Origin of the sequence: Pseudomonas gingeri (assembly GCF_013386165.1) — a bacterium.
Lineage (GTDB): Bacteria > Pseudomonadota > Gammaproteobacteria > Pseudomonadales > Pseudomonadaceae > Aquipseudomonas > Aquipseudomonas gingeri_C.
The window spans coordinates 459194-484022 of the sequence record NZ_JACAOS010000015.1; the positions used below are offsets into that span (position 1 = coordinate 459194).

At 62.3% G+C, this 24829-nt stretch carries 16 protein-coding genes and 1 pseudogene; 6 read left to right on the top strand and 11 right to left on the bottom strand.

Features of this window, described 5'->3' with window-relative positions; genetic code table 11:
• Positions 1–22: 22 nt before the first annotated feature.
• From HX866_RS14755 to HX866_RS14775, 5 genes are all read right to left on the bottom strand, one after another.
• The gene (locus HX866_RS14755; RefSeq protein ID WP_177140033.1) at positions 23–1192 is read right to left on the bottom strand and encodes a zinc-binding metallopeptidase family protein; all 1170 of its coding nucleotides are present in this window, start codon (positions 1190–1192) and stop codon (positions 23–25) included.
• 274 nt (positions 1193–1466) lie between these two features.
• Entirely contained in the window at positions 1467–3824 is a 2358-nt protein-coding gene (gene ligA / locus HX866_RS14760; protein ID WP_177140034.1) for an NAD-dependent DNA ligase LigA, read from the bottom strand.
• A gap of 184 nt (positions 3825–4008) precedes the next feature.
• Positions 4009–4860, bottom strand: a complete 852-nt coding sequence (zipA, locus tag HX866_RS14765; protein ID WP_177092468.1) for a cell division protein ZipA — start codon at positions 4858–4860, stop codon at positions 4009–4011.
• Positions 4861–5122: 262 nt separating this feature from the next.
• The gene (smc, locus tag HX866_RS14770; RefSeq protein ID WP_177140035.1) at positions 5123–8611 is read right to left on the bottom strand and encodes a chromosome segregation protein SMC; all 3489 of its coding nucleotides are present in this window, start codon (positions 8609–8611) and stop codon (positions 5123–5125) included.
• 2 nt (positions 8612–8613) lie between these two features.
• The gene (locus HX866_RS14775) at positions 8614–9273 is read right to left on the bottom strand and encodes a GntR family transcriptional regulator (protein ID WP_177092470.1); all 660 of its coding nucleotides are present in this window, start codon (positions 9271–9273) and stop codon (positions 8614–8616) included.
• Positions 9274–9529: 256 nt separating this feature from the next.
• Between HX866_RS14775 and xdhA the strand changes: the two genes are divergently transcribed.
• The 4 genes from xdhA (at position 9530) to guaD (ending at position 15704) form a co-directional block, all read left to right on the top strand.
• Positions 9530–10984: a xanthine dehydrogenase small subunit gene (gene xdhA, locus HX866_RS14780; protein ID WP_177140036.1), complete on the top strand. Its 1455-nt coding sequence runs from the start codon at positions 9530–9532 to the stop codon at positions 10982–10984.
• Positions 10977–13376 carry a xanthine dehydrogenase molybdopterin binding subunit gene (xdhB, locus tag HX866_RS14785; protein ID WP_177140037.1) on the top strand — a complete coding sequence of 800 codons (2400 nt, stop codon included), beginning with the start codon at positions 10977–10979 and terminating at the stop codon, positions 13374–13376. The genes xdhA and xdhB overlap by 8 nt, the downstream gene beginning before the upstream one ends.
• A gap of 169 nt (positions 13377–13545) precedes the next feature.
• Entirely contained in the window at positions 13546–14388 is an 843-nt protein-coding gene (xdhC, locus tag HX866_RS14790) for a xanthine dehydrogenase accessory protein XdhC (protein ID WP_177125800.1), read from the top strand.
• 8 nt (positions 14389–14396) lie between these two features.
• Entirely contained in the window at positions 14397–15704 is a 1308-nt protein-coding gene (gene guaD, locus HX866_RS14795) for a guanine deaminase (RefSeq protein ID WP_177092474.1), read from the top strand.
• Between the two features lie 164 nt (positions 15705–15868).
• Here the strand turns inward: guaD and HX866_RS14800 are convergent, their stop codons facing one another.
• Complete coding sequence (locus tag HX866_RS14800) at positions 15869–16633, bottom strand: GntR family transcriptional regulator (protein ID WP_177140038.1); 765 nt, start codon at positions 16631–16633, stop codon at positions 15869–15871.
• Between the two features lie 227 nt (positions 16634–16860).
• Between HX866_RS14800 and HX866_RS14805 the strand changes: the two genes are divergently transcribed.
• Positions 16861–18051, top strand: coding sequence for a benzoate/H(+) symporter BenE family transporter (locus HX866_RS14805; RefSeq protein WP_177092476.1), 1191 nt, complete (start codon positions 16861–16863; stop codon positions 18049–18051).
• A 136-nt stretch (positions 18052–18187) separates the two neighbouring features.
• Here HX866_RS14805 and HX866_RS34790 read toward each other — a convergent pair whose 3' ends face one another.
• From HX866_RS34790 to HX866_RS14820, 4 genes and pseudogenes are all read right to left on the bottom strand, one after another.
• Positions 18188–19069 (bottom strand): methyl-accepting chemotaxis protein, encoded by an 882-nt coding sequence (locus tag HX866_RS34790; protein WP_371318796.1) that lies wholly within the window; start codon positions 19067–19069, stop codon positions 18188–18190.
• A pseudogene (locus HX866_RS34795) lies at positions 19049–20155 on the bottom strand (HAMP domain-containing protein); the annotation flags it as partial. The gene HX866_RS34790 and the pseudogene HX866_RS34795, both read right to left, overlap by 21 nt.
• 117 nt (positions 20156–20272) lie before the next feature.
• Positions 20273–21697 carry an aminotransferase-like domain-containing protein gene (locus HX866_RS14815; protein WP_177092478.1) on the bottom strand — a complete coding sequence of 475 codons (1425 nt, stop codon included), beginning with the start codon at positions 21695–21697 and terminating at the stop codon, positions 20273–20275.
• A 250-nt stretch (positions 21698–21947) separates the two neighbouring features.
• Positions 21948–22709, bottom strand: coding sequence for an SDR family oxidoreductase (locus HX866_RS14820; RefSeq protein WP_177100263.1), 762 nt, complete (start codon positions 22707–22709; stop codon positions 21948–21950).
• A gap of 235 nt (positions 22710–22944) precedes the next feature.
• On the opposite strand from HX866_RS14820, the gene HX866_RS14825 reads away from it, so the two are divergent.
• Positions 22945–23949 (top strand): NADP-dependent oxidoreductase, encoded by a 1005-nt coding sequence (locus HX866_RS14825; protein ID WP_177140039.1) that lies wholly within the window; start codon positions 22945–22947, stop codon positions 23947–23949.
• Positions 23950–24032: 83 nt separating this feature from the next.
• Here HX866_RS14825 and pyrF read toward each other — a convergent pair whose 3' ends face one another.
• Positions 24033–24731: an orotidine-5'-phosphate decarboxylase gene (pyrF, locus tag HX866_RS14830; protein WP_164886152.1), complete on the bottom strand. Its 699-nt coding sequence runs from the start codon at positions 24729–24731 to the stop codon at positions 24033–24035.
• Between the last annotated feature and the right edge of the window lie 98 nt (positions 24732–24829).

Sequence of the window (24829 nt, forward strand, 5' to 3'; positions counted from 1 at the left end):
AGGGTGAGTCGGGAGACCCCGACTACGACGGCACCTGCAACACCTCATCCGCCCGACCACCCTCCTCCTGGATCACCAGGTGGATGAAGTGCAGCTTGGCGATGGTCGCCGGCGGTAGCACAAAGGGATAGAAGTCCGGTTGCCCCATGCTACGGGACAGCTCGTTGAGCATGCCCGCCAGTTCGATCCAGGCGTTGACGAACGACAGGAACGCCGGCCCCTCCGGATGCTCTACGTCATAGAGCGCGCTCAGTGGAAACGCCGGGTAGTCAAAATCCGATTCCTTGGCACTCATGCCAAAGCCCAGCGCCGTGTCCACCGCATCCATCATGTGCAGGTAATGCGCCCAGGTTTCCGCCCAGTCTTCCCAGGGATGCATGGTGGCGTAGGCGCTGACGAAGTGTTGCGCCCAGTCCTGTGGCGCGCCTTGTTGGTAGTGACGCTCCAGAGCATCGGCATAACTGGCGCGCTCGTCGCCGAACAGGCCACGAAACGCTTCCAGCCAATGGCTGTTGGCAATCAACCGGTCCCAGTAGTAATGCCCGACTTCATGGCGGAAATGGCCGAGCAAGGTGCGGTACGGTTCGCGCATCTGCACGCGGACTTTTTCCCGGTGGGCGTCGTCGGCTTCCTTGATGTCGAGGGTGATCAGGCCGTTGGCGTGGCCGGTCATGGGGGCCTTGCCTTCCAGGTCGACACCGACGAAGTCGAAGGCCAGGCCGTTGTCTTCGTCCCAGGTTTTCGGGATCACTTGCAGACCCAAGGTGATCAGTTGGGCGACCAGGCGACGCTTGGCGGTTTCGACCTTGCACCAACGCTCGGGGTTGTCCGGGACAGACAGGTCGGGGATGGTGCGATTGAGGGCACAGGCAGTGCACAGGCTGCTGCCGTGAGCGTAGGGAATCAACCAGTTGCAGGCCGCCGCCGTGTCGAGGTTGGTGCAACGGCGGAACAGGCCGGCATCGGGGCCAGTGTCCAGTTGCCAGCTCTCTGGGTAGGGGCCGGGCTGGAGGGATGACAGTACACTGCCCTGCGGCTCGTAGCCCAAGGCCGCAGCACAGGCCAGGCACTGGCTGTTGCGAAAGAATACCGACTGACCACAGCGGCATTGCCAGACCTTGCTGTTGCGCGAAGGCTCGCTGATGAAGGGTGCGGCGATGCGTGAGCTGAGTTGTTCGAAGAACCGGTACATGGCGATCTCTCCAGGGGCCTGCCTAGACTAGATCATTGGGCGCGCTGGCGGGTTCCCTGATGCAGGGAAGAAACACGGGCCGCTCCCTGTAGGAGCGAGCTTGCTCGCGATGGTCGTCAACGATAACGCGGGGCCTCTGACGCAACGCAGTGCTCTCAGGTCCATCGCGAGCAAGCTCGCTCCTACAGGGAGTGGGGCTGCTTGCAAGACCGTGATGGGCCTGAGGACGCTGCAGTGCGCCAGATGCCGCCGCGTGATCGTGGCCGACGCGGGATTAGACCTCGATACCTCGGCCCTTCAGGAACACCACGAACGCCTCTTCATCCAGCACCTTGAGCCCCAGCTCATTGGCCTTCGCCAGTTTCGAGCCAGCCCCCGGACCCGCCACCACGCAATGGGTCTTGGCCGAGACCGAACCCGCCACCTTGGCTCCCAGGCTTTCCAGCTTGTCCTTGGCCACGTCGCGGCTCATCAGTTCCAGCGAGCCGGTCAGCACCCAGGTCTGCCCCGTCAGCGGCAAACCTTCCACCGCCTTTTTCTCGCTCTGCCAGTGCATGCCGAAATCACGCAACTGCGCCTCAATCGCCAAGGCGCGCTGCGCGTTCTCCGGTTGAGCGAAGAATTCACGCACGGCGTTGGCCGGCTTTTCACTCAACGTCTGGCGCAAATCCAACCAGTCCGCCGCGATAACGCCTTCGACCGAACCGAACTTGGTCGCCAGCTTTTCCGCCGCCGTCGGCCCCACCGAGCTGATATCCAGCTTGGCGATCAACCCACCCAAGGTGGTGCTGGCGGCAAATTCTGCCCCCAGCTCGCCCTGGTCCTGCAGCTCCAGACCGCGCTCCAGCAATTGCGCGATCACCGTGCGGTTGTGTTCATCTTCAAAAAAGCTGTGGATCTCGTAGGCCACTTCCATGCCGACCTCCGGCAGATAGGTCAGCACCGATGGCAACGCCTGCATGACCCGCTCCAGCGAACCCAGGGTACGCGCCAGGACCTTGGCCGTTTCCTCGCCCACGTCGGGAATGCCCAGGGCATAGATAAACCGCGCCAGGCTCGGCTTCTTGCTGTCGGCAATCGCCTCCAGCAGGTTGCGCGTCGACAGCTCGGCAAAGCCCTCCAGGTCGACGATCTGCTCATACGCCAAGGTGTAGAGATCCGCCGGCGAGGCGATCAGCTTTTCATCCACCAACTGCTCAATGGTCTTGTCGCCCAGGCCTTCGATGTCCATGGCTCGACGGGAGACAAAGTGGATGATCGCCTGCTTGAGCTGCGCGCCGCAGGCCAACCGGCCGACGCAGCGATACACCGCACCTTCGCTGACCGTCTCGCGGCCCTTGCTGCGCTTGACCAACTGCGTGCGCTCGACATGGGAGCCACATACCGGGCAGCTTTCCGGGATCTGTACGGCCCGGGCATTTTCCGGACGGCGTTCGGTGACTACCTGCACCACTTGCGGAATCACATCACCGGCCCGGCGAATGATCACGGTGTCGCCGATCATCAGCCCCAGGCGGGCCACTTCGTCCATATTGTGCAAGGTGGCGTTGGACACGGTCACGCCCGCAACCTTGACCGGCTTGAGCCGAGCCACGGGGGTGACGGCACCGGTACGACCGACCTGGAATTCCACGTCGAGCAATTCGGTGAGTTCTTCCATGGCCGGGAATTTGTGGGCAATCGCCCAACGCGGTTCACGGGCACGGAAACCCAGTTCACGCTGGGACGCCAGGCTGTTGACCTTGAACACCACGCCGTCGATTTCGTACGGCAGTGCGTTACGCCGCTCACCGATATCGCGGTAATAATCCAGGCACTCGCCGATCCCTTTCGCCAGCTTGAGTTCGCGACTGACCGGCATGCCCCACTCACGGAGTTGCGTCAGGTTACCGATATGGGTGTCGGCAATCTCGGCGGACACCTGGCCCAGGCCGTAGCAGCAGAACTCCAGCGGGCGACTGGCGGTGATCTTCGAGTCCAACTGGCGCAGGCTGCCGGCGGCGGCGTTGCGCGGGTTGGCGAAGGTCTTGCCAGCGACTTCCAACTGCGAGGCATTAAGGCGCTCGAAGCCGGCCTTGGACATGAAGACTTCACCGCGCACTTCAAGCGTCGTCGGCCAGCCGCTGCCGTGGAGCTTGAGGGGGATATTGCGCACGGTGCGGACGTTGACGCTGATGTCTTCGCCGGTGGTGCCGTCGCCACGGGTGGCGCCACGAACCAGGGCGCCGTCCTGATACAACAGGCTGACCGCCAGGCCGTCGAGTTTCGGCTCACAACTGTATTCAACCTCGGCACCGCCGCCGAACAGGTCGCCGGCCGGCAGGTCGAGGCCTTCGCTGACCCGGCGATCGAACTCGCGCATGTCGGTTTCTTCGAAGGCGTTACCGAGGCTCAGCATGGGGATTTCATGACGGACCTGGGTGAACGCCGACAGCGCTGCGCTACCGACACGCTGGGTCGGTGAGTCGGCGCTGACCAGTTCCGGGTGCTCGGCTTCCAGGGCCTTGAGTTCGCGGAACAGGCGGTCGTACTCAGCGTCCGGAATACTCGGTTCGTCGAGGACGTGATAACGGTAGTTGTGCTGATCCAGTTCAGCGCGCAGCTCTAGAATCCGGGTGTGGGCGGCGGTCATGGAGTTCTCTCGTAAAGCAAAAGAGCAGCCTAGGCTGCTCAAATATGTTAGTGCGGTTGGGGCGGGCCTGCTGCCCTATCGCCAGCAAGCCGGCTCCTACAGGTCTGCGGTATTCGCAGTATTCATGCTTACCCGGCCCTGTAGGAGCCGGCTTGCTGGCGATGAGCGCAAAGCGCTCAGCCATTCAACGCTTCTGGGTCAGGGCGCGGCGTTCGAACTCGACGATGCGCTGACGGTAGTGCTCGATGGTCTGGGCGGTCAGCACACTACGCTGGTCATCCTTCAGTTCGCCATTGAGCTCTTGTGACAATTTGCGAGCCGCAGCGACCATCACGTCAAATGCCTGCTTCGGATGACGCGGGCCCGGCAGGCCAAGGAAGAAACTCACCGCCGGGGTGCTGAAGTGGTCAATATCGTCGAGATCGAACACACCCGGTTTCACCGCGTTGGCCATGGAGAACAACACTTCGCCATTGCCCGCCATGCTTTCGTGACGGTGGAAAATATCCATCTCACCAAAACGCAGGCCGCTTTCCAGGATGTTCTGCAACAGCGCCGGGCCTTTGAAACCGTTGGTGTCGCGACTGATCACACTGATCACCAGCACTTCTTCCGCCGCTGGCTGTTCCTTTTCCTGACGCGCCGTCGGCTTGTTGCCTTCCTCGGGGAAGTCATTGTCGCGGCTGCTGAAGCTCGGGCCTTCATCCAGGTCCAGGTTCAGGTTCAAATCGCCCTGGCTCGGCTCGCCACCACGCTTGCCGCGCTTGGACGGTTTTTCCCGACCTTCACGCGCAGGCATGCTGATGGACGGCAAATCATGCTCGTCCAGCTCAGGTTCCTTATGGGTATCCAGCACACGGGCCGGGCCCAGCAATTCGGCGCTGGTGTCCTCGTCCGGCAGGTTCGACAGACTCCGGTCCAAACGGAACTTGAGCTTGCCCTTGCCACCGCGCATCCGGCGCCAGCCATCGAAAAGAATACCGGCAATCACTATGATGCCGATGACGATCAGCCACTCGCGCAGACCGATTTCCATGTAATCCCGTGCCTCTAAATAAATGGTTCTATGAAGAAAGGGCTGAAAACCCTTTAAAGCGTGGCGCCAACTCTATGTTCTGACAGGCATTTTTTTCCACGCACAAGAAAACTTGACATTAAATTAACACGACCCAAGAAAACTTTACACCGTCTGTCGTACAGGCTTGCATTTATAAGTCCCCAAGGATGAGTGCTAGTTCCCACAACGCCCAAGGAAATCCCCTCACGGCCCGAATATCTTTGCCTCAGCGGCGGACAACTCAGGCATCCACCAAGGCCATGGCCTCCTCCACATCCACCGCCACCAGACGTGAGCAACCCGGCTCATGCATGGTCACCCCCATCAGTTGATCGGCCATTTCCATGGCGATCTTGTTGTGGGTGATATAGATGAACTGCACCGTTTGTGACATCTCTTTGACAAGCCGGGCATACCGTCCAACGTTAGCGTCATCCAGCGGTGCGTCAACTTCGTCGAGCATACAAAACGGTGCCGGATTCAATTTGAAGATGGCAAACACCAGGGCCAGGGCAGTGAGGGCCTTTTCGCCACCGGAGAGCAAATGGATGGTGCTGTTCTTCTTACCCGGGGGCCGCGCCATGATGGTGACCCCGGTATCGAGCAAATCATCGCCGGTGAGTTCCAGGTAAGCGCTGCCGCCACCGAACACTTTTGGAAACAAAGCTTGTATCCCGGCGTTGATCTGATCGAAGGTGTCCTTGAAGCGATTACGGGTTTCCTTGTCGATCTTGCGAATAACGTTTTCCAGGGTATCGAGGGCTTCCACCAGGTCGGCGTTCTGGGCATCCAGGTAACGTTTGCGCTCGGATTGCTGCTGGTATTCGTCGATGGCCGCGAGGTTGATCGCGCCCAGGCGCTGGATGCGTGCGGCGATGCGCTCGAGTTCTTCCTCGGCTTCCTTCTCGCTGGCCTCGGCGGTCAAGGTGGCGAGCACGCCGTGGAGGTCGTAGCCGTCTTCCAGCAACTGGTCCTGCAAGGTCTTGCGGCGGACGTTGAGCGCCTGCCATTCCATCCGCTGCTGTTCGAGCTGGCCACGGATCAGTTGTGACTGTTGTTCGGCCTGGCTGCGGCGCTTTTCGGCATCACGCAGTTCGCGGTCGGCGTCTTCCAGGGCGATCTGTGCGGTCTTGAGTTCGACATCGACGCTCAGGCGTTTGTCGAGCAACTCTTCGAGCTTGAGGCGCAGCTCTTCCAGCGGCGCCTCGCCCTCTTCCAGGTTCAGGCCCAGTTGCTCGCGTTTTTCGCTCAGGCGCTCGGACTGCAGCTCCAGGCGCTCAAGGGCCTGACGGGTGGAGTCGTGCTGGGCCTTGAGGGAGCCAAGACGCACCGCCAGTTGATGGGCATGGTCCTTGTGCTGGCGGGCTTCCTGGCGAACCCGGTCGAGGCGCTCGCGCAGACTGTCGCGCTGGGCCAGCAGCAACTCACGTTGCTCGGTATCGAGGGCCATGGTGTCGAGGGCTTCCTGCAATTGCAGGCGCGCCTCACCGACTTCTTCGTGTTCTTGTGCGCGCTGCTCGCCCAGTTCACCCTGCTCTTCATCCAGACGGGTACGGCGTAACTGCAACTGCTCGGCCTTGGCCTTGCTGGCGGACAGCTTGGCCTTGAGCTCACCTTGCTGGCGGGCTTCATCCTGCAGCAGACGGCGCAGGTGTTCGCGCCCGGTTTCCTGTTGACGCTGGGTGGCGCGCAGGGTTTGCAAACGGGTTTCCAGGCTGGCCAGGGTTTCTTCGCGCTCTTCACGCTCCTGGCCCAGGCGCTGGATTTCCTGGCCGCGAGCCAGCACGCCACTCTCGGCCTCGCTGGCCCGACGCACCCGCAGGAAATGCCGACCGACCCAGAAGCCGTCGCGGCTGATCAGGCTTTCCCCGGCCGCCAACTGGCCACGCAGGGACAAGGCCTGCTCCAGGCTTTCGACCGGTTTGACCTGCCCCAGCCACGGCGACAGATCGATCTGCGCCTCGACCTTCTCCAGCAGGCTGCCCGGCACCCGGGCACCGTCGGCCGCCGGGCTGAGCAGGCGCAGGTCGCCCTGCTGGAAACCGCCCAGGTCGAGGCCGGCGAAATCATCCACGAGTACGGCCTGGAGGTCGGCGCCGAGCACGGTTTCCACCGCCAGCTCCCAACCCGCCTCGACCTTCAAACCTTCGGCCAGACGCGGATGCTGCGCCAGTTGCTGTTCACGCAGCCACTCGGCCGTGCCGGTGCCCGGATCGAGCGCCGCCTGCTGCAAGGCTTCCAGGGAGGCCAGGCGGCCGTTGAGGCGCTGCAAGTCGCCCTGGGCCTGTTGCTGGTCTTGCATGGCCTGCTGCAAATCCTGGCGCAGTTGCTCCAGGCGCTCGACCTGCCCTTCTTCGCTGGCCTGCAAGTCTTCCAGGGTCTGCTCGCTCTCGGCCAACTGCTCGCTGAGTTCGAGGATCGCCGCGTCTTCCGGGTCCGCGGACAGCAAGGCACGCTCTTCGGCCAGACGGCGCTGGCGCTCGGCCAGACGCTCCATGCTGGTTTCCAACTGCTGGATACGCGACTGCTGGACTTCGGCCTGACGCTGCGGCTCGGCGGAGCTCAGGTTGAAGTTGTCCCACTGCTCCTGCCAGCCGTGCATGGTGGTTTCCGATTCTTCCAGCGCGGCGGCGGCTTCTTCGGCGGCGGCGCTGGTCAGCTCCTGCTCGGGTTCGAGCATGGCCAACTCTTCCCCGAGGGTCGCCAGCAAGGTGCGGTCGTGCCCCAGGTGCGATTCGGTTTCCAGGCGGGCGCGCTCGGCTTCACGCAGGTCGTCCTGCAACTGGCGCAGACGCTGTTGGCCGTGCTGGATGCTCTGTTCGACCCGGGCGATATCGCCGCCGACCGAATAGAAACGCCCTTGCACCAGATTGAAGCGCTCGGACAGCTCATGGTGCCCGTCACGCAGGCGCTCGATGCTCGCATCGGCGTTGCGCTGCTCGGCCACCAGGGCTTCGAAGCTGATTTCCTGGTTGCCGATAATCGCTTCGCGCTGGCCGACCTGTTCGTTCAAGGCCTGCCAGCGCAGGGCCGACAGCTGGGCCTTGAGCTGACGCTCCTCGCCCTTGTATTCCTGGTATTTCTCGGCTGCCTGGGCCTGACGGTGCAGGCGTTCGAGTTGACGCTCCAGCTCTTCACGCAGGTCGGTCAGGCGCGCCAGGTTTTCATGGGTGCGACGAATGCGGTTTTCGGTCTCGCGACGGCGCTCCTTGTACTTGGAGATGCCCGCCGCTTCTTCGATGAAGTTGCGCAGGTCCTCGGGCTTGGCCTCGATCAGCTTGGAGATCATCCCCTGTTCGATGATCGAGTAGCTGCGCGGGCCGAGGCCGGTACCGAGGAAGATATCGGTAATGTCCCGGCGCCGGCATTTGGTGCCGTTGAGGAAGTAGCTGTTCTGGCTGTCGCGGGTGACCTTGCGGCGGATGGAGATTTCCGCGTAGGCGGCGTACTCGCCGATCAGGGTCCCGTCGGAGTTGTCGAACACCAGTTCGATGCTCGCCTGGCTCACCGGCTTGCGGCTGGTGGAGCCGTTGAAGATGACGTCGGTCATCGACTCGCCGCGCAGGTTCTTCGCCGAGCTCTCGCCCATCACCCAACGGACGGCGTCGATGATGTTCGACTTGCCGCAACCGTTGGGACCGACCACCGCCGCCATGTTACTGGGGAAGTTCACCGTGGTTGGGTCGACGAAGGATTTGAACCCCGCCAACTTGATGCACTTGAGCCGCACGCTTAGTCGACCGCCAGGGCAGACAGGACGATGTCGCAGCTACGCTGGGCGTAGTTGGCCAGGACCGTGCGGATCAGCGCCAGGTCGCGGGCCATGACGGCAGCCAGCAATTGCGAGAACAGGTTCAGGTACTCGCTCATTTCCGCCTTGCGCCGCTCCAGCGCCAGGTAATAGGCACGACTCATGGCCGGTTGCAGGTTCTCGACGGTTTCCTGCAGGTACGGGTTGTCGGCAAACGGAAAGGCCGCGCGCATCACGTTGAAGCTGTCTTCGACGAAGGTACGGATATCCTCGTGCGCAAAGCTGGCGCTCAGGCGCTGCTGCAATTGCAGGAACGGCGCGAGGTCGGCCTGCTCCTTCCAGCGTTGCGCCACGGCATTGCCCAGCAGGATGTACAACTCGCTCATCAGGGTGCACAGGCTCTGTACCTTGTGCGCGGTGAGCTCGGTGACATGGGCACCGCGCCTGGGCAGGATAGCGATCAGATGGCGGCGCTCGAGAATCAGCAGCGCTTCGCGTACGGAGCCACGGCTGACATTGAGCGCTAACGTGACCTTCTGTTCCTGGATGCGCTCTCCGGGTTTGAGATCGCCGCGAATGATGCGTTCGGCGAGGTGGTGAGCAATTTGCTCGGCGAGGCTGTCCGGCGCCTTGAACGTCATGGTTTTCCTTCAAAATCTTCGATCAGTGCAAGCGGCGCAGTGTAGCGCACTTGATACCCGCTGGCGCAGGGCTGCCGGTGGGGAATTTGGCACGAATCCAGCAATTATTTCAGCAGCTAGACTGGGAGAAAGCGCTCTGCGCTTTCAATCGCGAGATTTTCCTGACCCTTGGGTCAGATATTTGTTGACCAAAAAGTCAGATATCACTAGATTCTGCTCATCGGTCAACAACAATAATGAGTCTGCGAGGCCTTCCGTGATCCAGTTTTTACTCAACCAGGAACTCCGTCGTGAGCACGCCCTGGACCCGAATCTGACGGTACTCGAGTATTTGCGCGAGCACTTGGGCAAACCCGGTACCAAGGAAGGCTGCGCCAGCGGCGACTGCGGCGCCTGCACCGTGGTGGTCGGCGAGTTGCACTGTGATGATTCGGGCCAGGATCAGATCCGCTACCGCAGCCTCAATTCCTGCCTGACCTTTGTCTCGTCGCTGCACGGCAAGCAACTGATCAGCGTTGAAGACCTCAAGCATCAGGGCCAGCTGCACAGCGTGCAACAAGCCATGGTCGACTGCCATGGCTCGCAGTGCGGTTTCTGTACGCCAGGCTTTGTGATGTCGTTGTTCGCCCTGCAAAAGAACAGCGCTGCACCGGACAGCCACAAGGCCCATGAAGCCCTGGCCGGCAACCTCTGCCGCTGCACCGGCTACCGGCCGATCCTGGCCGCCGCCGAGCGCGCCTGCTGTAACAAGCCGGTCGACCAGTTCGATGCCCGCGAAGCCGAAACCATCGCCCGCCTCAAAGCCATTGCGCCGAGCGAAACCGCGGAACTGAACAGCGGCGACAAACGCTGCCTGGTGCCTTTGACCGTGGCCGACCTGGCCGCGCTCTACGATTCCTATCCGCAAGCCCGGCTGCTGGCCGGTGGCACCGACCTGGCCCTGGAAGTCACCCAGTTCCACCGCACCTTGCCGGTGATGATCTATGTCGGCAACGTGGCCGAACTCAAGCGCATCGAGACCTTCGACGATCACCTGGAAATCGGCGCGGCCACCCCGCTCTCCGATTGTTATGGAGCCCTCAAGGCCGAGTACCCGGACTTCGGCGAACTGCTGCAACGCTTCGCCTCGCTGCAGATCCGCAACCAGGGCACCCTCGGCGGCAATATCGGCAACGCCTCGCCCATCGGCGACACGCCGCCGCTGCTGATCGCGCTGGACGCACAGCTGCGCCTGCGCAAGGGCGACAGCACCCGCACCCTGGCGCTGGAGGACTATTTCATCGATTACCGGGTCACTGCCCGCCAGGACTGCGAGTTTATCGAAAGCATCATAGTGCCCCGGGCCAATCCCGCGTGGCAGTTCCGCGCCTACAAGGTGTCCAAGCGCCTGGACGACGATATCTCGGCGGTCTGTGCGGCCTTCAACCTGCGCCTCGAAAACGGTGTTGTTGCCGAGGCACGGATTGCTTTCGGCGGTATGGCGGCGATTCCCAAACGGGCCAGGAACTGCGAACACGCACTGGTCGGCAAACCCTGGAACCAGGACAGCCTGGAGCGTGCCTGCGCGGCGCTGGGCGATGATTTCACCCCGCTGTCGGACTTCCGCGCCAGCAAGGAATATCGCCTGCTCAGTGCCCGCAACCTGTTGCGCAAGTACTTCATCGAGCTGCAAACACCGCACATCGAGACTCGGGTGACCGCTTATGTCTAACCCTCACGCCGTGGAAAAAACCCAGGCCGAGATGGCCGAACTGTTCGCCCGGGACCTGAGCACCGGCGTCGGCCGCAGCGTCAAGCACGACAGCGCCGACAAGCACGTGTCCGGCGAGGCGGTGTATATCGACGACCGCCTGGAGTTCCCCAACCAGTTGCACGTCTATGCCCGGATGTCCGACCGCGCCCACGCGCGCATCCTCAGCATCGACACCGCGCCGTGCTACGCCTTCGAAGGTGTGCGCATCGCCATTACCCATGAAGACATTCCCGGCCTCAAGGACATCGGCCCGCTGCTGCCGGGCGACCCGTTGCTGGCCATCGATATCGTCGAGTTCGTCGGTCAGCCGGTGCTGGCCGTGGCCGCCCGCGACCTGGACACCGCACGCCAGGCGGCCATGGCCGCGGTTATCGAATACGAAGACCTGGAACCAGTCCTGGATGTGGTCGAGGCCCTGCGCAAACGCCATTTCGTGCTCGACAGCCATACCCACAAACGCGGTGATTCGGTCGCAGCCCTGGCCACTGCCGAACAGCGAATCCAGGGCAACCTGCATATCGGCGGGCAGGAACACTTCTACCTGGAAACCCAGATTTCCTCGGTGATGCCCACCGAAGATGGCGGGATGATTGTCTACTGCTCGACCCAGAACCCCACCGAAGTGCAGAAGCTGGTGGCCGAGGTGCTGGACGTGTCGATGAACAAGATCGTGGTCGACATGCGGCGCATGGGCGGCGGTTTCGGCGGCAAGGAAACCCAGGCCGCCAGTCCCGCCTGCCTGTGCGCGGTGGTCGCGCGCCTGACCGGGCAACCGACCAAGATGCGCCTGCCCCGGGTCGAAGACATGCTGATGACCGGCAAGCGCCACCCCTTCTATATCGAGTACGACGTCGGCTTCGACAGCACCGGGCGCCTGCACGGGATCAACCTGGAACTGGCGGGCAACTGCGGCTGTTCACCGGACCTCTCGGCGTCGATTGTCGACCGGGCGATGTTCCATGCCGACAATGCCTATTACCTGGGCGACGTCACCGTCAACGGCCACCGCTGCAAGACCCACACCGCCTCCAACACTGCCTACCGTGGCTTCGGCGGACCCCAGGGCATGGTCGCCATCGAAGAGGTGATGGATAGCATCGCCCGGCACCTGGGCCTCGATCCGCTGGCAGTGCGCAAGGCCAACTATTACGGCAAGACCGAGCGCAACGTCACTCACTACTACCAGACCGTCGAGCACAATATGCTCGAGGAGATGACCGCCGAACTGGAAGCCAGCAGCCAGTACGCCGAGCGCCGGGAAACCATTCGCCGCTACAACGCCCACAGCCCGGTGCTGAAAAAAGGCCTGGCGCTGACGCCGGTGAAATTCGGCATCTCGTTCACTGCCAGTTTCCTCAACCAGGCCGGTGCGCTGGTGCATGTCTACACCGACGGCAGCATCCATCTGAACCATGGCGGCACGGAAATGGGCCAGGGCTTGAACACCAAGGTCGCCCAGGTGGTGGCCGAAGTGTTCCAGGTGGAAATCGACCGGGTACAGATTACCGCCACCAATACCGACAAGGTGCCGAACACCTCGCCCACCGCGGCCTCCAGCGGTGCCGACCTGAATGGCAAGGCGGCGCAGAACGCCGCCGAAATCATCAAGCAGCGCTTGGTGGAATTTGCCGCGCGGCACTACAAGGTCAGTGAGGCGGACGTGGAATTCCGCAACGGCCATGTGCGGGTACGGGATCAGATCCTGACTTTCGAGACACTGATTCAGCAGGCGTACTTCGCCCAGGTATCGTTGTCGAGTACCGGTTTCTACAAGACGCCGAAAATCTACTACGACCGCAGCCAGGCCCGGGGTCGGCCGTTCTATTACTTCGCCTATGGCGCGGCCTGTGCCGAGGTGATCGTCGACACCCTGACCGGCGAGTACAAGATGCTGCGCACCGACATCCTGCATGATGTCGGCGCCTCGCTGAACCCGGCCATCGATATCGGCCAGGTCGAAGGCGGCTTTGTCCAGGGCATGGGCTGGCTGACCATGGAAGAGCTGGTGTGGAACGCCAAGGGCAAGTTGATGACCAATGGCCCGGCCAGCTACAAGATCCCGGCGGTGGCCGACATGCCGCTGGACCTGCGGGTCAAGCTGGTGGAGAACCGCAAGAACCCGGAAGACACGGTGTTCCATTCCAAGGCCGTCGGCGAGCCGCCGTTCATGCTCGGGATCGCGGTGTGGTGCGCGCTCAAGGATGCGGTGGCGAGCCTGGCGGATTATCGGGTTCAGCCGAAGATCGATGCACCGGCGACGCCGGAGCGGGTGTTGTGGGGCTGTGAACAGATGCGTCGGGTCAAAGCGGAACAGGCGTTGGTAGCCGGCCGGGAAACGGTGTCGTCATGACCGGGCGCTGCGCCCCCGGATCGCCAGCAAGCCGGCTCCCACAAGCTGCCTGCTTACCAGCCGCACCCGACACAAAACCTGATGCCTGCTCGCCGCCCGCGCACGGCACAAAACCTGTAGGAGCGAGCTTGCTCGCGATAGCGATCGAACAGACGACACAGAGGTGTCTATGAACTACTGGATCAGCGCCCTCGCCGACCTGCAGAACCAGGGTGAACCCTGCGTGCTGGTGACCATCATCGAAGAGCTCGGCTCGACGCCGCGCAATGCCGGTTCGAAAATGGTCATCAGCGCCGCCAGCACCTTCGATACCATTGGCGGCGGTCACCTGGAATACAAGGCGATGCAGATCGCCCGGGACATGCTCGCCCGCGGCCAGCAGAACACCCATCTCGAGCGTTTCAGCCTGGGCGCTAGCCTCGGCCAGTGCTGCGGCGGAGTCACCGTGCTGTTGTTCGAACCCATGGGTCAGGTCCAGGCGGAAATCGCGGTATTCGGCGCCGGCCATGTCGGCCGCGCCCTGGTCCCGCTGCTCGCCAGCCTACCCTGCCGGGTGCGCTGGATCGATTCCCGTGAACAGGAATTTCCGGCGCAGCTGCCCAGCGGTGTGCGCAAGATTGTCAGTGAAGAGCCGGTGGATGAAATCGACAACCTGCCCGCCGGCAGCTACTGCATCGTCATGACCCATAACCACCCGCTCGACCTGGAGCTCAGCGCCGCGATCCTCAAGCGCAACGACTTCGCCTACTTCGGCCTGATCGGCTCGAAGACCAAACGGGTCAAGTTCGAACACCGCCTGCGCGAGCGCGGTTTCGAGGGCAGCGTGCTGCAACGCATGCGCTGCCCGCTGGGGTTGGCCGAAGTCAAAGGCAAGCTGCCTGTGGAAATCGCCATCTCCATCGCCGGCGAAATCATTGCCACCTATAACGCGAATTTCGGCCAGCACAGCGCGAGCGCCGAACCTATTGCCAAACTGCTGCCGGCTTCACGCCGCAGCCAGGCCACAAACTGAGAGAAACCATGCCTTCTTCTACCCGCACTGCCTACCGCGCCGCCCTCCTGCACAGCCTCGCCGATCCGGCCGAGGTCGGCATCGAGGCGTCCTATGAATATTTCGAAGATGGCCTGCTGGTGGTCGAGAACGGCCGCATCAGTGCCCTCGGCGCGGCCAGCGAATTGCTGCCAACCCTGCCTGCCGATGTTGAAGTCATCCACTACACCGACGCACTGATCACTCCGGGCTTTATCGACACCCATATCCACCTGCCGCAAACCGGCATGGTCGGTGCCTATGGCGAGCAGTTGCTGGACTGGTTGAACACCTACACCTTTCCCTGCGAAAGCCAGTTCGCCGACCGGGCCCATGCCGAGGAAGTCGCGGATATCTTCATCAAGGAGTTGCTGCGCAACGGCACCACCACCGCCCTGGTCTTCGGCAGCGTGCATCCGCAATCGGTGGAGGCGTTCTTCGAGGCCGCCGAGAAACTCGACCTGCGGATGATCGCCGGCAAGGTGATGATGGACCGCAACGCGCCGGACGACCTGACCGACACCGCCGAGTCCGGTTACCTGGAGAGCAAGGCGCTGATCGAACGCTGGCATGGCAAGGGTCGCCTGCACTATGCGGTGACGCCGCGTTTCGCGCCGACCTCAACCCCGGAGCAATTGACCCTGGCCGGCCAACTGCTGGGCGAATACCCGGACCTGTACATGCAGACCCACATCAGTGAGAACCTGCAGGAAGTGCAATGGGTCAAGGAGCTGTTCCCGGAGCGCAAGGGCTATCTGGATGTCTATGACCACTACAAGCTGCTGGGTGAACGCTCGGTGTTCGCCCACGGGGTGCACCTGTGTGACGACGAATGCGCGCGGCTGGCGCAGACCGGTTCGGCGGTGGCGTTCTGCCCGACGTCGAACTTCTTCCTCGGCAGCGGCTTGTTCAACCTGCCGATGGCGGAGAAGCACAAGTTGAATGTCGGGGTGGGCACGGACGTGGGCGGCGGCACCAGCTTCTCGATCCTGCAGACGCTGAACGAAGCCTACAAGGTGATGCAACTGCAAGGGGCGCGGTTGAGCCCGTTCAAGTCACTGTATCTGGCGACCCTGGGTGGCGCCCGGGCGTTGCGCCTGGAAGACCGGATCGGCAGCCTGCAGCCGGGCAGCGACGCTGACTTCCTGGTGCTGGATTACCACGCCACGCCGCTGCTCAGTTATCGCCTGAAGCAGGCCAGGAACATTGCCGAGACCCTGTTCGTGCTGATGACCCTGGGGGATGACCGGACGGTGAAGCAGACCTATGCGGCGGGGAATCTGGTACATCAGCGCTAAGGCCACTCGATCTCATCAACAACAGATGACCTGTAGGAGCCGGCTTGCTGGCGATAGCAATCTCTCAGGCGACGGCGATGTCGGCCATCCGTTCGTATCGCCAGCAAGCCGGCTCCTACAACCGCAGTTACGAGTTAAGGTCAAGACGGTCCCAAAGGTCCGCCCTACAGCTTTGCCCCCGAGCGCCCCGGCTTCTTGGCCAGCAACAAATGCGAGAACACCGCATGCAGGTCATCCGACGCACTCTCCTCATCGAGGTTGAGCTTGCTGTCGATATGGTCCATGTGGTGCATCATCAAATCCACCGCCAACACCGCATCCCGCGCCTCGATGGCATCGATCAACTGGGTGTGTTCATCATAGGAACAGTGGGAGCGATTACCGCTCTCGTACTGGGCGATGATCAACGAAGTCTGCGACACCAGGCTGCGCTGGAAGCTGATCAGCGGGGCATTCTTCGCCGCTTCTGCGAGCTTGAGGTGGAACTCGCCGGAAAGACGGATGCCCGCCCCACGATCACCACGGGAAAAACTGTCGCGCTCGTCGTTGACCATCTGCCGCAACTGGGCCAGGTCCTCGGTCGTGGCGTGCAATACCGCCAGCTCGGTAATCGCCTTCTCCACCATGCGCCGGGCCAGGAACACCTGGCGAGCTTCCTCGACACTGGGACTGGCGACGACCGCGCCACGATTCGGACGCAACAACACCACGCCTTCATGGGCCAGGCGCGACAGGGCACGGCGAATGATGGTGCGACTGACCCCGAAAATTTCCCCCAGCGCTTCTTCGCTCAACTTGGTACCGGGCGCCAGCCGTTGTTCGAGAATGGCCTCGAAGATATGTGCGTAGACGATATCGTCCTGGGTCCCGGTGCGGCCGGCCTTGCCAGCGCGCGGTTGTTTCTTGAGGGGCTGCAACTGTTCGTTCATGGGCACTCGGATCGGAAACGGCGGCGAATGGACCCTGACTGGCGAACGGCACAGCGGGTCACTGACAAGTAGCGCGTAAAAGCATGGCACATTGTACACAAAGCCGGGTGCCAACACGACTGTACGGCTGTTTGTCGCGCCGGCTGTATTGCAATCAGCAGTTACCTTTACGTTTAGTCTACCTAAAGCGTTACCGCCCGTTTTCCCTGTACAAGGAATGCCGTTCCATGACCGACCTGACCCAGGCACGCCTGCGCCCATTGGCCGACACTTCGCCTTCCGCCGTGGTCGCCGGTTTTATCGCGATGATGACCGGCTACACCAGTTCCCTGGTGCTGATGTTCCAGGCCGGGCAAGCCGCCGGGCTGAGCAGCGGACAGATCTCTTCGTGGATCTGGGCCCTGTCCATCGGCATGGCGATTTGCAGTATCGGCCTGTCCCTGCGTTATCGCACACCAATCACCATTGCCTGGTCGACGCCCGGGGCGGCGCTGCTGATCACCAGCCTGTCCGGGGTGACCTACGGCGAGGCCATCGGTGCCTACATCACCTGCGCGGTGCTGGTGACGATTTGCGGCCTGACCGGCAGTTTCGAGAAGCTGGTCAAACGCCTGCCGTCGTCACTGGCGGCGGCGTTGCTGGCGGGCATTCTGTTCAAGATCGGCAGCGAGATCTTCGTCGCCGCGCAGCATCGCACCGGGCTGGTGCTGGGGATGTTCTTCAGCTACCTGATCATCAAGCGCCTGTCGCCGCGTTATGCCGTGCTCGCCGCCCTGCTGGTCGGCACTGCCCTTTCGGGGCTGCTGGGGTTGCTGGATTTCAGCGGCTTCCACCTGGAGGTAGCGACGCCGGTGTGGACCACGCCGTCGTTCTCCCTGGCCGCGACCATCAGCATCGGCATTCCGCTGTTCGTGGTGGCCATGACCTCGCAGAACATGCCCGGCATCGCCGTGCTGCGCGCCGACGGCTATAACGTGCCGGCCTCGCCCTTGATCAGCGTGACCGGGATCGCCTCGCTGCTGCTGGCGCCCTTCGGTTCCCACGGGATCAACCTGGCGGCCATCAGCGCGGCCATCTGCACCGGGCCCCATGCCCATGAGGACAAGAGCAAGCGCTACACGGCCGCCGTCTGGTGCGGGATTTTCTACGGGATTGCCGGGACCTTCGGGGCGACGCTTGCGGCCCTGTTTGCCGCCCTGCCCAAGGAGCTGGTGCTGTCGATCGCGGCGTTGGCCCTGTTCGGTTCGATCATGAACGGTTTGAACCTGGCCATGACCGAGCCCAAGGAGCGGGAAGCGGCACTGATCACCTTTATGGTGACGGCGTCGGGGTTCACGCTGTTTTCGGTGGGCTCGGCGTTCTGGGGGATTGTGGCGGGGGTGTTGACGCTGCTGATCCTCAATTGGCGCAAGGCCTAGATCCTGAAGACCGCACAAAACCTGTAGGAGCCCGGCTTGCCGGCGATGGCGTCGGCAATATGGATGCAAGACTTGCTGGCCTCATCGCCGGCAAGCCGGGCTCCTACAAGGAATGAGTTCAGCCGGGGCTGAAAAGTCAGATCCGGAAATGCCCGACCATCCCCTTCAATTCCATCCCCAACTGCGCCAGTTCGATGCTTGACGCCGCGTTGCCCTGCATCGCCAGCGCCGACTGATCGGCACTGGCGCGAATGCTGGTCACGCTACGGTTGATCTCTTCGGCCACCGAACTCTGTTCCTCGGCCGCCGCCGCAATCTGCTGGTTCATCTGCTGGATCAGCGACACCGCCGCAGCGATGCTGCCCAGCGCGCTCTCGGTCTGCAATGCATCACTGACCGCCAGCTTGACCAACTCACCACTGCTCTGGATCTGATGTACCGAAGCCTGCGCCGCGGTGCGCAAGGCACTGACCAGGCGTTCGATCTCTTCGGTGGATTGCTGGGTGCGTTTGGCCAGGGCCCGGACCTCATCGGCCACCACGGCAAAACCACGGCCCTGCTCGCCGGCGCGGGCCGCCTCGATGGCGGCATTGAGGGCCAGCAGGTTGGTCTGCTCGGCCACGCTCTTGATCACGCCGAGCACCGTGCCGATATTCTGGATTTCCGCGCTGAGGCTTTCGATGCTATGGCTCGCCGAACTGGCCGAATCCGCCAGTTGCTCGATGCGCTGCATGCTCTGACGTACCACCTGCTGGCCGCTGTCGACCTTGTCGTCGGCGGTTTGCGCCGCCTGGGCGGCCTCTTCGGCGTTGCGGGCGACATCGTGCACCGTGGCCGTCATCTGGTTCATCGCGGTGGCGACCTGTTCGGTTTCTTCCTTCTGGGTGCTGACTTCCAGGTTGGTCTGCTCGGTCACCGCCGACAACGAATGCGCCGAAGTCGCCAGTTGCTCGATCCCCGCCTGCAGGCCGCTGACGATACCGCTCAACCCCGCGCCCATCTGCTGCATGGCCTGCATCAGTTGGCCGATTTCGTCGCGGCGCTTGACCTCCACCTTGCCGGTCAGGTCACCAGCGGCAATCTGCTGAGCGACCAGGATGACACTGCGCAGCGGCGCGACGATCAGGCGGGTAATCACAAACGCCGCCACCAGACCAACCAGCAAGGCCAGCGCGGAGGAGCCGATGATCAGCATTGAGTTCTTCTTCAGCTCGGCCTGCATCGACTGGTCCTCGGCGGCATAAGCCTGGTTGACCCGCTCCGTCACCTGGGCCGCGCGCTCATGCAACTGCTGGGAGACCTTTTTCTCCTGTTCCAGCAAGCCGGTATATTCAGTCAACTTTTCGCCGAAGCTGGCGATGTGGCCACTGACCTCGGTCAGCACCGTCTGGTAGCCCGGGTCCTTGACCGCGGTCTTGAGTTGTTCCACCTGGGCCAAGGCCTGGTCGGCCTGCTCGATCTTGCCCTTGTTCTCGTTCTCTTCATCGCCTTTGCGGCTCTGGTCGAGGCGCACCCGGGCCTCGTTCATCGCCTGCAACATCAACTGCGAGACATGGCTGACCTGGCCGGCCTGCTCGACAAACTCCTTGCCGTCCTTGCCTTGGGAATCCTTGAGGGCATAGGTGCCATCGTCGGACAGGCCGGACTGCAGCACATCCAGGTTGTTGGCCACGCTGGCCACCGACCAAGTGGCCATTTCCAGCGCCAGGTCCTTGGTCTGGGTCAACTCGACGAATTCATCGAAGGCCTTGCGATAAGCGCCCAGGGCCTGCTCGACATCGGTCATGACCGGCACATTGGCCACCGATTGCGTCTTGAGGACCTGCGCCTGCGCCAACAGGCCGTCAACGCCCTGATGCAGGGCATCAACGGTCTTGGGGTCCGAATGCAGTGCGTATTCCTGCTCCAGCAAACGCACCCTGAGCAGTTGGCTGTTGAGCGACGACATCTGCTTGAGTCCATCGAAGCGCAAGCTGATGGTTTGCAAGGACCAGACACCGATCGCCGCCACCAGGCCGGTCAGCAGCAATACCAGGAAAAACCCGATACCCAGTTTCTTCGCCATACCGAGGTTGGCGAAACGTCCTTGCACGGCAGAAATCATGGCGCTTAATCCCCGATTTAGAATGCTGAAGGTACACACGCCCGTTCAAGATTCATGCAGATTGGCAACCGGGACGGGTAAAGCACAAGCCTATGGCGCCGGAATAATGGCCAAAAGCTACATCCGCGTCGCTTTCAGAATGGTCGAGGTCGATTCGGCGCCTCCCAGTAAACGGAAGAGCTTCTGCGCACGCAGATCCGAAGCATAGGACACATTTATCCGTAGCCAGTCGCTGGTTGTGCCTTGCGGCATAAAGGCCTCGCCCGGAGCCAGCAGCACCCCCAGCTTGCGCGCCTGGGCCAGGACTTGCGCCAGCGGATAACCCGGGCTGCGGGCCCAGATGAACATACCACCGACAGGCTCGGCGAACACCTCCCAACCCGCCCTCTCCAGGGTGTCCAGGGTGGTGACCCGCTCGACGTTCAGACGCTGGCGCAATCGCTGCACCAACTTGCGGTAGGTGCCATTGGCCAGCAGCATGGCGACCACACATTCGGCAAAACGCGAGGCACCGAGGCTGGTGATCATCTTCACTTGCGCCAGGCGCTGGATCAGTTCGCCCCGGGCGCGGACAAAACCGATCCGCAACGAGCTGCTCAGGGTTTTCGAAAAGCCACCCACGTAGATCACCCGTTGGGCGCTGTCCAGCGCGGCCAACTGTACGCCGGGCCCGCTTTGCAGATCGCTGTAGATACCGTCTTCGACGATCAGGAAGTCATGGGCCTGGGCCAGTTGCAACAATTGCGTCGCCGCCGCCAGGGTCAGGCTGGTGCCGGTCGGGTTGTGGTAGAGGCTGTTGATGAACAGGCAGCGCGGGCGGTACTGCTGCAACAGCTTGGACAGTTGTTCCATGTCCGGCCCGGAATGTGTCCGCTCCACCTCAAGCAGCTTGACCCCCTGCAGCGCAAGCAGCTTGTACAGGTTGGCGTAACCCGGCGTTTCCACCAGTACACAGTCACCCGGCTTGAGCAGGTGACGCACCAACAGGTCCAGCGCCTGGGTGACGCCGTGGGTCGTCAGTATCTGCTCGGGTGCGCAGGAGATGCCCTTTTGCGTCAGGCGCTTCTGGATCTGTTGGCGCAATGCCAATAGACCCAGGGGCGTGCTGTAGCTGAACATCCCATGCATCTGCGTACGGCTGACCTGGCGAATGGCATAGGCGATGTCATCACTCTCGCGCCAACTTTCGGGCACCCAACCACAGCCCAACTTCAGCTCGCCCAGGGGATGTTCGCTGAAAGCGCCCCACTCCGCTTCCAAGCCTTCGTACCACTGCGACTCGCCGTTGTCGCGGGCGTCGCCGTGGGCATCCGAGACAATAAAGGCCGAGCCGTTGCGTGGCGCCAGCACGCCTTGTGCGACCAGGCGTTGGCAGGCTTCGAGGACATTCGCCTGGCTGAGCAGGTTGTCCTTGGCCAACTGTCGAACGGATGGCAGGCGAGTCCCCGGGCCCGCGCGCTGACAGCGAATCCACTCGATCACGGCATTGACGATTTGCTGCACGACGGGGACCAGCGCCTGCCGATCAATTTCCAAATCCATTCTGTTTGACGCTCCAACCCATTGTTATTTCTCGTTAAACAGTTAAACACAAAAGCCTGGGGGCCTTGCTTGCACAAAAAGCCTCTCGCCCTCGCCCTGGAAGGCCCGCCCGCCGGGCCCTGGAGACACCGGATGACACACCAAGACGAATGCACCGACCGTATTTCCAACAGCAACGGACATAAAAAAACCCGCCATTAGGCGGGTTCCTTGCAAAGGGGCTACGGCTCCGGGCGAAGCGAGCGACAGCTCAAATTGCGGTGGCTCCGCCGTCCACCGCCAGGGCATGGCCGGTGGTGAAGGCGGCACCGTCACTGCACAGATAAAGCACCGCGCTGGCAATCTCCTCGACCTTGCCAATGCGCCCGACCGGATGCATGGCCGCGGCGAACTCGGCCTTCTTCGGATCGGCCTCATAGGCACGACGGAACATATCGGTATCGATCACCGCAGGGCAGACGGCATTGACGCGGATTTTCTTCTTCGCGTACTCGATGGCCGCCGATTTGGTCAGGCCGATGACAGCGTGCTTGGACGCCGCGTAGATACTCATCTTCGGTGCCGCGCCCAGGCCCGCCACCGAAGCGGTATTGACGATGGCGCCGCCGCCCTGGGCCAACATCAACGGCAACTGGTACTTCATGCACAACCAGACGCCTTTGACGTTGACGCCCATGATCGCGTCGAACTCGTCCAGGGTGCCGTCGGCCAGCTTGCCTTTCTCGATCTCGATACCGGCGTTGTTGAACGCGTAATCAATCCGACCGTAGGCACTCACGGCCTGTGCCATGAGGTTCTGCACATCGGCTTCCTGGGTAACGTTGCAGCGCACGAATACCGCGTCACCGCCAGCGCCGCGGATCAGTTCGACGGTGCCTTCACCACCGGCAACATCGAGGTCGGCAACGACCACCTTCAGGCCTTCGGCCGCAAACGCCTGGGCAGTCGCACGGCCAATGCCGGCCGCCGCGCCAGTCACCAGGGCTACCTGGCCGGAAAACGTCATGCTCATGGTTATGTCCTCAATGCAATACGATAGGGCTGCTGTGCCTTCAGTCTAGCCAGCGGACCCGCCACTGCGGCAGCACTATCAGAAGCCCGGTTAATGGCTTATGCATTGCAGTGATAAGTTCACAGGACCTTTCATCATTGAAGTGGATCGCCGCCTATTCGCCTCACCGGCAAAACTTGCCGTCTGCGCCATGAGGGTCTATCAACAAGGCTTCATTGATCTTCGAGTGCCTGCCATGACCACCCAGAACAACCGCCAATTCCTGCTGGCCAAGCGCCCCGTCGGCCCTGCGACCCGCGAGACCTTCACCTACCAGCAAGTGCCGGTGGGCGAGCCGGGAGCGGGCCAGATCCTGGTCAAGAACGAATACCTGTCCCTGGACCCGGCCATGCGCGGCTGGATGAACGAAGGGAAATCCTACATCCCGCCGGTGGGCATTGGCGAAGTGATGCGCGCCCTGGGCGTCGGACAAGTCGTGGCATCCAATCACCCGGGCTTTGCCGTCGGCGAGTATGTCAACGGCGCCCTGGGGGTACAGGACTATTTCCTCGGTGAGCCGAAAGGCTTCTACAAGGTCGATCCGAAACTGGCCCCGCTGCCGCGCTATCTATCTGCCCTGGGCATGACCGGCATGACCGCCTACTTCGCCTTGCTGGATGTCGGTACGCCGAAAGACGGCGAAACCGTGGTGATCTCCGGCGCGGCGGGCGCGGTCGGCAGCATCGCCGGGCAGATTGCCAAGCTCAAGGGTTGCCGCGTGGTCGGGATTGCCGGCGGCGCCGAGAAATGCAAGTTCCTGATCGACGAACTGGGCTTTGACGGGGCTATCGACTACAAGAGCGAGGACGTTGGCGCTGGGCTGAAACGCGAATGTCCGAAAGGTGTGGACGTATATTTCGATAACGTCGGCGGCGATATTCTCGACGCAGTGCTCACCCGCCTGAACTTCAAGGCACGGGTGGTGATCTGCGGAGCCATCAGCCAGTACAACAACAAGGAAGCGGTGAAAGGCCCGGCCAATTACCTGGCACTGCTGGTCAATCGCGCGCGCATGGAAGGCTTCGTGGTGATGGACTACGCCAGTCGATTCACGGCGGCCGGACAGGAAATGGCCGGCTGGATCGCCAAGGGCCAGCTCAAGAGCAAGGAAGATATCGTCGAAGGCCTGGAGACCTTTCCGGAGACGCTGATGAAGCTGTTCAGCGGGGAGAATTTCGGCAAGTTGGTGTTGAAGGTCTGACGAGCTTTATTGGCTGCTAGATCCCATCGCGAGCAAGCTCGCTCCTACATTTAGGGGCCCGCTTGCTCGCAATAAAACGCGCCTTACGCCAACTCGGCCACCACCGCCGCCAACGCCTGGGCCGGATCGGCCGCCTGGCTGATCGGACGACCGATCACCAGGTAGTCGGACCCGGCATCCAGGGCCTGACGCGGGGTCAGGATACGGCGTTGATCATCCTGGGCGCTGCCCGCCGGACGAATCCCCGGGGTCACCAGTTGCAGGCCAGGGTGGGCCGCCTTGAGTGCCGTGGCTTCCAGGGCCGAACAGACCAGGCCGTCCATCCCGGCTTTTTCCGCCAATGCCGCCAGACGCAATACCTGCACCTGCGGGTCGACATCCAGGCCGATCCCGGCCAGGTCCTCGCGCTCCATGCTGGTCAGCACGGTCACGCCGATCAACAACGGCTGCGGGCCGCTGCGCTGATCCAGCACCTCACGGCACGCCGCCATCATGCGCAGGCCGCCGGAGCAATGCACATTGACCATCCACACGCCCATCTCCGCCGCCGCCTTGACCGCCATGGCCGTGGTGTTGGGGATATCGTGGAATTTCAGGTCGAGGAACACCTCGAAGCCCTTGTCCCGCAAGGTGCCGACAATTTCCGCCGCGCAGCTGGTGAACAGCTCCTTGCCGACCTTGACCCGGCACAACTTAGGGTCCAATTGATCGGCCAGCTTCAGGGCGGCGTCACGGGAAGGGAAATCCAGGGCGACGATGATAGGCGTCTGGCAGGCGGACATGGGTGGGCTCTCTGGCAAGTCGAAATCGGCGCGCATTGTAGCGCAACCCAGGGGTGGACCGGGACCGGGTGATCGGTAAATCTAGTCCCGATGCGCCA

Coding starts and splice junctions, on each gene's coding strand:
- xdhB (WP_177140037.1), top strand. CDS start 10,977: ATGTCTAACCCTCACGCCGTGGAAAAAACCCAGGCCGAGATGGCCGAA.
- HX866_RS14775 (WP_177092470.1), bottom strand. CDS start 9,273: ATGACGTTCAAGGCGCCGGACAGCCTCGCCGAGCAAATTGCTCACCAC.
- HX866_RS14815 (WP_177092478.1), bottom strand. CDS start 21,697: ATGGATTTGGAAATTGATCGGCAGGCGCTGGTCCCCGTCGTGCAGCAA.
- HX866_RS14805 (WP_177092476.1), top strand. CDS start 16,861: ATGACCGACCTGACCCAGGCACGCCTGCGCCCATTGGCCGACACTTCG.
- zipA (WP_177092468.1), bottom strand. CDS start 4,860: ATGGAAATCGGTCTGCGCGAGTGGCTGATCGTCATCGGCATCATAGTG.
- HX866_RS14755 (WP_177140033.1), bottom strand. CDS start 1,192: ATGTACCGGTTCTTCGAACAACTCAGCTCACGCATCGCCGCACCCTTC.
- pyrF (WP_164886152.1), bottom strand. CDS start 24,731: ATGTCCGCCTGCCAGACGCCTATCATCGTCGCCCTGGATTTCCCTTCC.
- ligA (WP_177140034.1), bottom strand. CDS start 3,824: ATGACCGCCGCCCACACCCGGATTCTAGAGCTGCGCGCTGAACTGGAT.
- HX866_RS14825 (WP_177140039.1), top strand. CDS start 22,945: ATGACCACCCAGAACAACCGCCAATTCCTGCTGGCCAAGCGCCCCGTC.
- xdhC (WP_177125800.1), top strand. CDS start 13,546: ATGAACTACTGGATCAGCGCCCTCGCCGACCTGCAGAACCAGGGTGAA.
- guaD (WP_177092474.1), top strand. CDS start 14,397: ATGCCTTCTTCTACCCGCACTGCCTACCGCGCCGCCCTCCTGCACAGC.
- HX866_RS34790 (WP_371318796.1), bottom strand. CDS start 19,069: ATGCAGGCCATGCAGCAGATGGGCGCGGGGTTGAGCGGTATCGTCAGC.
- HX866_RS14800 (WP_177140038.1), bottom strand. CDS start 16,633: ATGAACGAACAGTTGCAGCCCCTCAAGAAACAACCGCGCGCTGGCAAG.
- HX866_RS14820 (WP_177100263.1), bottom strand. CDS start 22,709: ATGAGCATGACGTTTTCCGGCCAGGTAGCCCTGGTGACTGGCGCGGCG.